This is a genomic window from Schleiferilactobacillus harbinensis DSM 16991 (assembly GCF_000425885.1).
Taxonomy (GTDB): domain Bacteria; phylum Bacillota; class Bacilli; order Lactobacillales; family Lactobacillaceae; genus Schleiferilactobacillus; species Schleiferilactobacillus harbinensis.
Window position 1 is genome coordinate 41,488 of record NZ_AUEH01000019.1, and the last position, 10,367, is coordinate 51,854.

The window sequence follows — 10,367 nt, forward strand, 5'->3', positions numbered from 1 at the left end:
TTTTGGCCTGTCTATCTCCGCTATAATAGGGGTGATTATGGAATCATGAAGGGAGCAAACGTCATGGCAAAAGGAACAGGCATCATCGGCTTCGTGGTGATTGGTGCCCAGGCGGTCTTCATCCGCGCAGTCGATCGAAAGATGCACGTGGTGGAAAGCGCGCAGACCGATGTGGATATCGGGGAGGATATTTTCACCAACCAGCGGATCCAGCCAGCTACGGTCAATCGGGTCACCGAGGTGCTGAACCAGGCCAAGCTGCTGTTCGCCGGGGTCGGGGCCGAGGCGGTGCACGTCGTCGCCACCCATTCCGTCGCTGAAGCCGCCAACGCCGAATTTGTCCGTGAACAGCTCCAAGATCGGACCGGTCACGATATTATTTTTGTGAATCAGAGTCAGGAATCATTGTATCGAAATCTCGCGACGGACGCGTTTTTGCCGAATTTCAAGGAAATTATTAAAACGGCGGCGATTTTGGTCGATATTTCTTCCGGCAGTGTGGAATTGACCTTCTACCGCGACCGCCAGTTTATTTTCTCCCGCACGCTGAAACTCGGGCCGCTTCGGGTCTTTGAAGTGATGCGGGACGTCAAGCGGCATGTGCCGAATTACGATGAGGTCTTGCAGGACTACATCAACAGCCAGATCCGGGACTTCACCCGGATGCTGCCGGTGGACGGGGATTATCCGACCATGATCGTCATGGGCTCGGCGCTATCGATTATGGAACATCTGGTGCCGGCGGGGAAACGAAACACGCTGATGCAAGTGGCCGATTTCAACGACTTCTATGGTAAAGTGGTGCACAGCAGCGATCAGTATCTGCGGGCTCATTATCAACTGGCCGATTCGGACATGGCGCAGGTCCAACCGGTATTGTTATTAGTGCATCAAATGCAGGAGTTTTTCCATACCACTCAGTTGGACATTACCAATCTGAAATTAGTCGACGGGCTGGCGGTGATTTATGCGCTGCGCCAAAGCAATGCCAAACTGCTGATCAAGCCGGAAGAGCAGATCATCCGCTCCGCCCTGGCCTTATCTGATCGGTACCAGGTCGACACCGCCCACCGCAAGCAGGTCACAACCTTTGCCCTGCAATTGTTTGACCGGCTGCGCAAGCTCCACGGACTGGACAAGCGGGAGCGGTTATTGTTGGAAATTGCCGCGACGCTGAACGACATCGGCAGTTTCGTGGACGTCCACGAGCATTACCGCCACTCGGATTATCTCATTCAAGCCTCTGAGATCCTGGGCTTGTCCACCGAGGAACAGCAAATGGTCGGCACGATCACCCGCTTCCACAGCACCGATTCGCCGAGTATTGAGGAGCTGCAAGAGTCGCCGCTGCCCAATACCAAGCGCATGGTGGTCGCCAAACTCGCGGCGCTACTGCGTCTGGCCGATGCCATGGATGTGTCGCGGCAGCAGAAAATCAGTAAGATCGCGGTGTCGGTGAAACCAACAACGGTCCAGATCACCGCCACCAGCACGGATGATATTGAATTGGAAAAATGGTCCTTTGCCAACCGGGCGGATTTCTTCGCCGAAGTGTACGGGATTACAGCAGAATTGAAAGGAAAAGGTCAATATGGACTTGGCAAAGCCTGAGTATTTCTTTAATCGTGAATTATCGTGGCTCGACTTCAATTCCCGAGTCTTGGAAGAGTCGCGGGATAAGGATAACCCTTTACTGGAGCGGGTGCGCTTCTTAGCCATCACCCAAAGCAATCTGGATGAGTTCTTCAATATCCGGGTGGCCTCCCTGCACAAGATGGTGCGGGTGGGGTACACTGGGACGGATGCCGCGGGCTTAACGCCCCAAGCGCAATTGGCCGGGATCAGCGAAAAGACCCATGCGATGGTGGAGAAACAGTACACCACTTTGAACCGGTCGCTGCTGCCGAAATTGGCCGAAGCCGATATTCACCTGCTGCACTTTGCAGACATGCGTCCGGCCCAAGTTGACTTCGTGGATAACTATTTCCACCAAACCGTGATGCCGGTCCTGACCCCGTTAGCCGTGGACGTGTCCCGGCCGTTCCCCTTCATCGCCAATAACACGCTGAACATCGCGCTGCGCCTGGCCAAGAAGAACAGCAAGAAGGACAAATCCTTTGCGCTGATGCAGGTACCGGATGTCTTTCCCCGGGTGGTCAAACTCCCCGGCGGCGACAATGTCTTCATTCTGCTGGAAGAAGTCATCAAGCATTATATGGATGAACTCTTCGTCGGCTTCAGCATCAAGGCCATGGGCCTGTTCCGCCTGACCCGGGACATGGATCTGGACGTGGAAGAAGAGGATGCCTCCGATTTAATGAAAGAAATCGAGAAGCAGCTGAAGAAACGCGAGCGGGGCGGCGTGATGCGCATCGAGATCGATGCCGACATGGACGACCGGCTGGTGAAGCGGCTGACCAAGGAATTGAACTTGACTCCGGATAGTATTTATCCGGTCAATGGGCCGATCAACCTGAAGTTCCTCGGCCAATTGATCAAGGCCATCAGCGGGCACCGGGATCTGCTTTTCCCGAGCTTCACCCCCTACGAGCCGGCACCGTTGACTGAACACAGTATGTTCTCTCTGATCGCCCAGCATGATATTTTTGTTCACCACCCCTACGATTCCTTCGCGCCGGTGGTCAACTTCATTAAGCAGGCGGCCGAAGATCCCCAGACACTGGCCATTAAGATGACCCTCTACCGGGTATCGTCCCATTCCCCAATCATTACCTATCTGAAGCAGGCGGCGCAAAACGGCAAGCAGGTCACCGTGCTGGTGGAACTCAAGGCCCGCTTCGATGAAGAGAATAACGTGCACTGGGCTAACGAGCTGGAACGGGCCGGGTGTCACGTAATCTATGGTCTGGTTGGCTTGAAGACCCACTGTAAGCTGACCTTGATCATTCGGCAGGAAGAAAACGGCATTCGCCGGTACATGCACATGGGTACCGGGAACTACAACGACGTGACCGCTCGGCTGTACACTGACATGGGTCTGTTCACGGCCGACGTGGACATGGGTCTGGACGCGTCGAACATCTTCAACATGCTCTCCGGCTTCTCTGAGCCGCCATATTTCCACAAGCTGGTGATTGCCCCCATTGGTATCCGCAAGTTCTTGCACGAGCAGATCGATGACGAAATCGCCAATGCCCGGGCAGGGAAGAAAGCCTTCATTCAAATGAAGATGAATTCTTTGTCTGATACAGATATGATTGAGAAGCTGTACGAAGCCAGCGCCGCGGGGGTCGAGGTTCATCTGCTGGTCCGCGGCATTTGCAACCTGCGGCCCGGCATCCCGGGAATCAGCGACAATATCACGGTGCATTCCATCGTTGGCCGCTTCCTGGAGCACAGCCGGATCTACTATTTCTACGCCGATGGAGAAGAGCATGTCTTCCTGTCCAGCGCCGACTTGATGAACCGCAATCTGTCCCGCCGGGTCGAACTGCTCTTCCCGCTGCTGGTGGACGCGGTGCGTCAGCAAGCCATCAACATTTATAACATTCTATGGGACGACACGGTGAAGACCCGGGTCCTGCACAACGACGGCACGTGGACCCACGTGGACGGCCGCGGCCTGCCCCGGCTCAACGCCCAGGAATACCTGCTGGCCCACGCGCAATCCATTGCCGATACGCTTTGGCCAGAACTCGAAACCGAGAAGAAACGGGTGGACGATGAGTCGCCTCGCCAGTTCATTCCATTGATGAGTGATCCAAGCAAGGATGACGATTCAGGAAAGAAGGATTAGATGGAAAATCTAGCTGTGATTGACCTGGGCTCCAACTCGGTGCGCATGACGATCACTGAGATTCAAGATGATCGGACGACCAAAGTGGTGGCCGAGGAGAAAGAAATGGTCCGCCTGTCCGAAGGGATGGGCCCAGAAAAGATTCTCCAAGAAGAAGCCATGGCCCGCACGATTGAAGCAGTGAAAAAGTTTGCGGCCACTTTCCGCAAGCTGCCCAATGTGCACCTCAAGGCGATGGCGACGGCGGCGACCCGCCAAGCCAAGAACCAGTCCGACTTTTTGACTCGGCTGACGAAGGAAACCGGCGTCACCGTGAAAGTGATCAGCGGCGAGCAGGAGGCCTACTATGACTACTTGGGCGTCACTAATACTTTGCCGGTGGTCAATGCCGTCATCATGGACACTGGCGGGGCGAGTATCGAATTGATCTTCATGATTCAACGCCATGTCCAGAATCTGATCAGTATTCCCATGGGTTCGGTGAGTCTGACAGAAAGTTATCTGGACCCGGAGCACATCACCGCCCCAGCACTGTTCAAGATGACCACCGCCATGGACCGGCTGTACAATGAGATCTGGTGGCTGGACAAGGCAAAGAACCTGCCGATTATTGCCCTGGGCGGTTCCAACCGAACATTGGCCAAGATCGAACGGCGGGCAGACAAGACGCCGCATTTTGAAAAGATCCACGGTTTCCGGATGAGTACCGACCAAGTGAATCGCGTGTTCAGCAACGTCATCGGAGCTGATTTGGAAGAGCGGAAAGAAATCCCCGGATTGAGCAAAGACCGGGCCGATATCATCGTCGGCGGCATGGTGCCCATCGTCAAGCTCATGCGGTTCTTAGATTCCGACCGCATCACCTTTTCCCAGAGCGGTCTGCGGGAAGGCGTGCTGTACGAGCGGTTGCAAGAATTGCAGCTGTAATGCCAAAGATGCACCCGCCCGAATCGGCTGGGTGCATCTTTTGTATCCATGGTTAGTGGGTTGCTGACGATGCGGGCTTACGCGCAGTGAAGAAATTTTCGAAATCTGTCGTCAGCAAGTGCATATCACCGGCGGAAGGCGCCAGTGCCTGATCCACATCGATGAAGTCGCCAGCGTCATTCAACATGCTGTCATTCGTCACCAATTCCGGATTCACCGCCAGCGGGATCATGTGCAGCCCGCTGATCACGAAGCGCATGGCCAATTGGGCCTGCATGCCGCCGTGGTTGCCGTAAACAATGGTCGCCACCGGCTTGTGGGCCCATTCGGCGTACAGATAATCCAGCGCGTTTTTGAGTACAGCGGGGTAGCCCCAATTGTATTGAGGGAAGAGCAAAACGAACCCGGCGTACTGTTGAATGGTGGCACTCCAAGCTTGGGTGTGCGCCTGAGTATAGTGACCATGGGCTGGAATATCGGGTTCGTCCAGAAAGGGCAATCCCACTTTTTCCAAATCGATGAGTTCCGTTTCGAACGCTGGGCTGGTAAGATGGTTTTGTGTTCATTCAGCGATGGTGCCGCCGATTCGGCGGGGCCGGTTGGTACCGAGAATCAAACCAATTTTGGGTATGGTAATTTTTGGCACAAGAAATTCCTTCTTTCTTAATAGGTGCAATTTGCACCTATTAAGGTAACGCTGATTGGCCAATAATGCAAGCGAAAGGGGCGTTGACTCATGTCTTTTCCGATGTCGGCGCATTTGCGCAGTTTTCATCTCCACGTCTTAGACCAAACGCATCAGTTTGGGCTAGAGGTTGAGGACATGTCCGATGATGAGTTGAGACATTTCAAACCAGATAAGATCGTCAGAATCAACGGGCAGGAGGTTTGGCTCTTTTCGCAAAGCGACTACCCCAAGATCAGTGACTGGTTTACCACCAAAACAAAAGCCCAAGCTAAGACGGTTTCCGACGTGGGCTTCTTTCCCGTTCTCTTGGCCCAGGCCATCCATCTGCCTTGGCCGTGGGCGCCGGAAACGCCGATGATGATCACCATGGATAATTACCCGGAATTAGCCAGTGTCCTGTTGGCGGCGCATATTCGTCTAGATGATCACTACCGGCTGGTCCTGCCGTCGGCCCAGTACAGCCAATTGGCGACGCTCATCGCGGCCATCGATCAGATTGACGAGGCTAAGGAAAAACTGACGAATCCTGACCGTATTAAGTCGCCCATGCCGTTCAAGCTGCCCGAGCTGACTAAAATTGCCCAGGTAATCGACGGCTTACCACGGATGCTTTGGTATGTCGCCACGGCCGCGGTTGATGCCCACGGTGGGCAGGCCTTTGAAGAGACGTTCCCTGGACCCCTGACGATCCATAGCGACGGGACGCAGGACGGTGTGACGATTGAGTTCTGATTATCCGTGCGGTTTGCACGGATATGGGTATAATAGGATTTATGGAAAATGAAATTTTTACTGCACTATTGCAGATCGTCACATTCTTCAATCAACCCGCCAATGATGAACATATCCTGGCGGCCGCCAATGCCCCCCGGGACCCGAATTTATTGCCAATTATCGTCCGCGTCGGCCTGCAGCCCCACGTCCGGGTGGGGGAGCTTGCCAGCCAGCTTGGTAAGACCCACTCCTCCACCAGCCGTCAGCTGACCAAGTTCGAAAAGCAAGGCCTGATTCAAACCGAGGCAGCTGCAGATGACCGCCGCGCCCGCACGGTCATCCTCACTGCTACCGGACAATCCCTCTACGACCGCATTACTGCCGTCCGGGCCGCCAAGATCCATGCGGTTCTGGCCAACGTACCCAGCGATCAGCAAACGGTCATGCTGCGGAGCCTGCAACAGATTGCGGAGTTGCTGGCGCAGGTAAATTAAAAGCACGGCACCGGATTTTTCCCGGCGCCGTGCTTTATTTTTACGACTCATGTTTAGCCTTTCGCGTTACCCATACTATAAGTCAGCTGGATGAACTGACCAAGCTGCCGGCCGTTTTGCAATTTCAGCGCCACATCCGGCAAATCGTGGCTGACCAGGGAGATGCCATCGCCCAACAAGACCGGAGCAATGGTCACAATAATTTCGTCAATCAACCCGGCTTGGAGCAGGGTGGTGAAAATGTCAGCCCCGCCAACCAGCCAGATGTCGTCGCCCTTTTCGGCTTTCAACGACTCAACGAACTGCACCACGTTCCCGGCCACGACGGTGGTGGGATCATCGGTATCGTGCAGCGACGTGGAGAAGACGTAGCCTTTTTTATCTGAGTAAGGATAGCTGCCGGCCAGCTTCAATGCCCGTTGATAGGTCTTGCGGCCCATGATCACGGTATCGATCGAGCCGTAGAAGCGCTGATAGGCGCTTTCGGCTTCCGTGGAATCTAGTTTCGTGAGCCATTCCGTGCTGCCGTTGCGTTCCGCAATGAAGCCGTCCAAACTCTGGGCGATCTGTAGAATGACGCGTCGTTTTGGTACCTTATCTTGTTCCTTTGTCATTGTCATCCATCCCTTCTAAACTACAATTCAATTGTAGCACGAAAGCGCTTCACTGTGTTACGACCGAGCAGGAATTTCGACCTGGGCCGTGGCCAAAACACGATTGCGCAGCGCCCGGCGGAAATCGTTATACCAGAAACCTTGTTTCAGCGGCAGAGCAGAATCCAGCGCATACAACGTCAAGGTGTAGTCGTGGGTCTTATCCGGCGGCTGCGGACCGACGTAGTGCTGATTGATCAGCGGATCCTGATTATGCACCATCGCGCCGGCATTGGCGTTGCGGCCTTGAATGAAATCCAGGGCGCCGCTTTGACTGGCGTTTTCCGGAATCTGCATCACATCCGCCGGCAGATTCGCCGCGACCCAGTGGATCCAGATGAACCCGCCCACCGGGACTGCGTCGTAGTCCAGCAGGGACCACGCAAAGTATTGCGTATCCACCGGGGCATCTTTAATGTCAAAGGGGAATGAAACAATTGGAAAACCGTCCCGAGTATTCTCTTGCGGGGCGTATTTTGCGTACTTGTCCGGCATTTCCGCACCAGACCAAGGCAATGTAATTTCCATTGAAGCAACAACTCCTTTCCCCTCCAGTATACCATTCCCACTATTCCCCGGCCGGTCCGTGGTAAGATATATGTAGAACGCTTTTATCCTAGAAATGAGGTATTGTCAGCATGAATACAGACCCTGAATTAAGCCAACCGGTCCAAGAACTCCTGAAGAACATTCGCGAGCACTTTCCGGCCCAAATCACCATCCAAGTGGACGACCAGGCCAGCGGCCGGATCAGCCATGATGCCGCCCAGCAGGAAATGCAAAAAGACGGTTCGATGATCCTCCACGTATACGATCAAACTGATTTGAATTACACCATATCCCATGAATTGCTGCACCTGGAAATGTACCTGAAGGGCTTCCCGGCCATGGGCCTGCCGGTCACCACCAGCGATCCCCATTTGGATGACCAAATCGCGGCCACCGGCGTGGCGATTTATAACAGTGCCAGCCACCTGATCATCGGCGCGGAACAGCGCCGTAACGGGATCATCACCAAAGAGACCGAACAAGCCTTCATCCGCGGTATCAGTGACGTGGTGCCGGCTGAAGAGCCGAACGCCGATCAAGGGGATGATCCGCGTTTCTTCTATCGGGTCCTGACCCTGCTCGACGGCCTGGCCTTCTTTGCTGACCACGAAGACAGTCTCCCAGCCGAATGGCTGCAGATGTACCCCGAAGCGTTCAAGTATGCTCAGCGGCTGTACGCGACGATGACCGCCAAGGTGATTGATTCGCCATTTGCCCTGCGCCGGGCGATCGTCAAGACCTTCCGAGACTTCGACGCGATGCTGGATGAACTGGGCTACATGCCGATGCCCCACGACCAATTCGTGGCCCTGTCGCCGGTCCTGAGCGAACGCCAGACCAAGCTGGAATTCCGTCAAGTCTTCGACATTCTGCACACCGATTATCTGAATCGGGAGACAAAAGAAAAGGCCTTTCTCGCGATCGGAAAAAGTGATCGCCAGATGGCCTTTGCCCTGCCTTTGAAAGAACTGAGCCAGGATGCTGCGTTGAAGATCTATGATCAAAAAGCCGCCGACATCCTGAAACAATTCCAAATCGGCTATGCGCTGCGTAATTAACGGCCGCCGAAGTTGCCGATAAAGACATTGGGCAGTGTCCGGTACAATAACACTCCCATGTGGTACGCCACAACAATGAAAAATAAGAGCACAAGGATCATAAAGAGGTAAGAAAGCGTGTAGGTTACTTTCTGTGACATGGGCTGACGCTCCTTTCCGGCGCGGCTGTATAGTTCCCTTGCGGAGCCAGACCAACGTGCGCTGTTCTTATTTCAATTATAACGCTTAGAGAAAGGAAAATGACAATGTTTGACCTACAAAAAGCCATTGATACCGCTCATAATATTACATTCATGACCGGGGCCGGGGTGTCCACCCATTCAGGGATCCCCGACTATCGGTCCAAGGGCGGTCTGTATGCCAACAGCGCCGATCCAGAGTACCTGCTCAGTGCTGAAAATCTGCGGGACCACCCCGAGAGTTTCTATGACTTCGTCAAGAATCGGATGTATTATCCGGATGCCAAACCCAATGTCATCCATGAGAAAATGGCCGAGATTTCTAATGAAAAGGGCACGATCGTTACCCAGAACGTGGACAATCTGGATATCAAGGCTGGGGCCAAGCACGTGGTGCAATTCCACGGGACGCTGTACAAGGTCCATTGTCAAAAATGCGGCAAGCAGGTGCCCTGGCAGGATTACTTAAAGGATATGCATCATCAAACCGATGACGGTATTCTCCGGCCGGATATTGTGCTGTACGGGGAGGGCATCAACCAGCAAACCTTGATCAACGCCGTCCAAGCCGTGCAATCCGCCGATTTGATCGTTGTTGTCGGCACGAGCTTCCGAGTTTATCCCTTCGCCGGTTTGATTCAATATGCTCGTCCGGATGCTGTTTTGGTGGCTGTGAACAAGGAAAATATTGCGGCCGGCGATGACATTCATATGATTCAAGCCGATGCCCTGTCTGTTTTTGAAAAACTACATGCCTAAGAAAGGGTCCGCTGGATGACTAAAGAAAATGAAATGCAACAGCAGCTGAGTGCATTGCGCGATCAGATCAACGCGTTGGACACGCAGATCGTACCGCTGCTGGAAAAACGGTTGGCAGTGGCCGAGCAGATCGCGCAGGTCAAACACGCCGCGCAGCTATCGCTGACAAATCGGGGCCGGGAACAGATTATTTTAGACAAGCTGAGCAAATCCGTCACGGACCCGGTTCACGCCCGGTATTTGCGGGAACTGTATCAGGATATTTTTCTGATTTCGAAGCAGTACCAAGCCCAAGTAATCAAGGGTTTGCAGGATCAAGACCTGAAACTTGAAAGCCCGAAAGTGCACTGATGCCTTGGTAATTGTGAGATGGCGGCGGGAATGATCTTGTTTTTGTCAGAGTCCCAATAGGTCGACAAGATTCTTCGGAAGAAAACTGACAAAATGGTCAACGATGTTATTTATTACTTCCTCTGCCGTGCCCACTAAAGTGGCTCCCAGTGTGGATAGTGCCTTCAGAAGCCATGCCAGTGCTTGCGTTACTGCAATGTCTGGCATGACTTCATTCATCTCGTAAAACAGATCGCCA

11 protein-coding genes and 2 pseudogenes are annotated in these 10,367 nt (G+C 53.8%); 8 read left to right on the plus strand and 5 right to left on the minus strand.

Annotation, left to right across the window (positions count from 1 at the left end):
• Nucleotides 1-63 precede the first annotated feature (63 nt).
• Genes H627_RS0107405 through ppx form a run of 3 tightly spaced genes read left to right on the plus strand, consistent with a single transcriptional unit; the run spans nucleotide 64 to nucleotide 4,684 of the window.
• Nucleotides 64-1,611 carry a Ppx/GppA phosphatase family protein gene (locus tag H627_RS0107405; protein ID WP_035440221.1) on the plus strand — a complete coding sequence of 516 codons (1,548 nt, stop codon included), beginning with the start codon at nucleotides 64-66 and terminating at the stop codon, nucleotides 1,609-1,611.
• On the plus strand, nucleotides 1,592-3,757 hold the full coding sequence (locus tag H627_RS0107410) for an RNA degradosome polyphosphate kinase (protein ID WP_027828439.1): 2,166 nt from the start codon (nucleotides 1,592-1,594) through the stop codon (nucleotides 3,755-3,757). The genes H627_RS0107405 and H627_RS0107410 overlap by 20 nt, the downstream gene beginning before the upstream one ends.
• Entirely contained in the window at nucleotides 3,758-4,684 is a 927-nt protein-coding gene (gene ppx / locus H627_RS0107415) for an exopolyphosphatase (RefSeq protein ID WP_027828440.1), read from the plus strand.
• A 52-nt stretch (nucleotides 4,685-4,736) separates the two neighbouring features.
• On the opposite strand, the pseudogene H627_RS17445 reads toward ppx, so the two are convergent.
• A pseudogene (locus tag H627_RS17445) lies at nucleotides 4,737-5,210 on the minus strand (NADPH-dependent FMN reductase); the annotation flags it as partial.
• A 210-nt stretch (nucleotides 5,211-5,420) separates the two neighbouring features.
• Here H627_RS17445 and H627_RS0107425 point away from each other — a divergent pair.
• Together H627_RS0107425 and H627_RS0107430 are read left to right on the plus strand one after the other, a co-directional pair.
• Nucleotides 5,421-6,104, plus strand: coding sequence for a hypothetical protein (locus H627_RS0107425; protein WP_027828441.1), 684 nt, complete (start codon nucleotides 5,421-5,423; stop codon nucleotides 6,102-6,104).
• Nucleotides 6,105-6,145: 41 nt separating this feature from the next.
• Nucleotides 6,146-6,580 carry a MarR family winged helix-turn-helix transcriptional regulator gene (locus tag H627_RS0107430; protein ID WP_035440223.1) on the plus strand — a complete coding sequence of 145 codons (435 nt, stop codon included), beginning with the start codon at nucleotides 6,146-6,148 and terminating at the stop codon, nucleotides 6,578-6,580.
• A gap of 53 nt (nucleotides 6,581-6,633) precedes the next feature.
• Here the strand turns inward: H627_RS0107430 and H627_RS0107435 are convergent, their stop codons facing one another.
• A complete protein-coding gene (locus tag H627_RS0107435) occupies nucleotides 6,634-7,194 on the minus strand; it encodes a dihydrofolate reductase family protein (protein WP_027828443.1) in 561 nt (186 codons plus the stop codon).
• Nucleotides 7,195-7,251: 57 nt separating this feature from the next.
• Nucleotides 7,252-7,761, minus strand: a complete 510-nt coding sequence (locus H627_RS0107440; RefSeq protein ID WP_027828444.1) for a YbhB/YbcL family Raf kinase inhibitor-like protein — start codon at nucleotides 7,759-7,761, stop codon at nucleotides 7,252-7,254.
• A gap of 110 nt (nucleotides 7,762-7,871) precedes the next feature.
• Here H627_RS0107440 and H627_RS0107445 point away from each other — a divergent pair, with 110 nt between their 5' ends.
• Entirely contained in the window at nucleotides 7,872-8,840 is a 969-nt protein-coding gene (locus H627_RS0107445; RefSeq protein WP_035440225.1) for a hypothetical protein, read from the plus strand.
• Here H627_RS0107445 and H627_RS20045 read toward each other — a convergent pair.
• On the minus strand, nucleotides 8,837-8,980 hold the full coding sequence (locus tag H627_RS20045; RefSeq protein WP_155827901.1) for a hypothetical protein: 144 nt from the start codon (nucleotides 8,978-8,980) through the stop codon (nucleotides 8,837-8,839). The two genes, H627_RS0107445 and H627_RS20045, sit on opposite strands and share 4 nt — an antisense overlap.
• A gap of 105 nt (nucleotides 8,981-9,085) precedes the next feature.
• Between H627_RS20045 and H627_RS0107455 the strand changes: the two genes are divergently transcribed.
• Nucleotides 9,086-9,778 carry an NAD-dependent protein deacylase gene (locus H627_RS0107455; RefSeq protein ID WP_027828446.1) on the plus strand — a complete coding sequence of 231 codons (693 nt, stop codon included), beginning with the start codon at nucleotides 9,086-9,088 and terminating at the stop codon, nucleotides 9,776-9,778.
• 15 nt (nucleotides 9,779-9,793) lie between these two features.
• Nucleotides 9,794-10,129: a chorismate mutase gene (locus tag H627_RS17450; RefSeq protein ID WP_051225269.1), complete on the plus strand. Its 336-nt coding sequence runs from the start codon at nucleotides 9,794-9,796 to the stop codon at nucleotides 10,127-10,129.
• 45 nt (nucleotides 10,130-10,174) lie between these two features.
• On the opposite strand, the pseudogene H627_RS20475 reads toward H627_RS17450, so the two are convergent.
• Nucleotides 10,175-10,367: pseudogene (locus tag H627_RS20475) on the minus strand (IS4-like element ISLho3 family transposase); the annotation flags it as partial.

What these genes read in the sequence shown, in the direction of transcription:
- H627_RS0107405 (WP_035440221.1), top strand. Translation starts at nt 64, where the DNA reads ATGGCAAAAGGAACAGGCATCATCGGCTTCGTGGTGATTGGTGCCCAG.
- H627_RS0107410 (WP_027828439.1), top strand. Translation starts at nt 1,592, where the DNA reads ATGGACTTGGCAAAGCCTGAGTATTTCTTTAATCGTGAATTATCGTGG.
- ppx (WP_027828440.1), top strand. Translation starts at nt 3,758, where the DNA reads ATGGAAAATCTAGCTGTGATTGACCTGGGCTCCAACTCGGTGCGCATG.
- H627_RS0107425 (WP_027828441.1), top strand. Translation starts at nt 5,421, where the DNA reads ATGTCTTTTCCGATGTCGGCGCATTTGCGCAGTTTTCATCTCCACGTC.
- H627_RS0107430 (WP_035440223.1), top strand. Translation starts at nt 6,146, where the DNA reads ATGGAAAATGAAATTTTTACTGCACTATTGCAGATCGTCACATTCTTC.
- H627_RS0107435 (WP_027828443.1), bottom strand. Translation starts at nt 7,194, where the DNA reads ATGACAAAGGAACAAGATAAGGTACCAAAACGACGCGTCATTCTACAG.
- H627_RS0107440 (WP_027828444.1), bottom strand. Translation starts at nt 7,761, where the DNA reads ATGGAAATTACATTGCCTTGGTCTGGTGCGGAAATGCCGGACAAGTAC.
- H627_RS0107445 (WP_035440225.1), top strand. Translation starts at nt 7,872, where the DNA reads ATGAATACAGACCCTGAATTAAGCCAACCGGTCCAAGAACTCCTGAAG.
- H627_RS20045 (WP_155827901.1), bottom strand. Translation starts at nt 8,980, where the DNA reads ATGTCACAGAAAGTAACCTACACGCTTTCTTACCTCTTTATGATCCTT.
- H627_RS0107455 (WP_027828446.1), top strand. Translation starts at nt 9,086, where the DNA reads ATGTTTGACCTACAAAAAGCCATTGATACCGCTCATAATATTACATTC.
- H627_RS17450 (WP_051225269.1), top strand. Translation starts at nt 9,794, where the DNA reads ATGACTAAAGAAAATGAAATGCAACAGCAGCTGAGTGCATTGCGCGAT.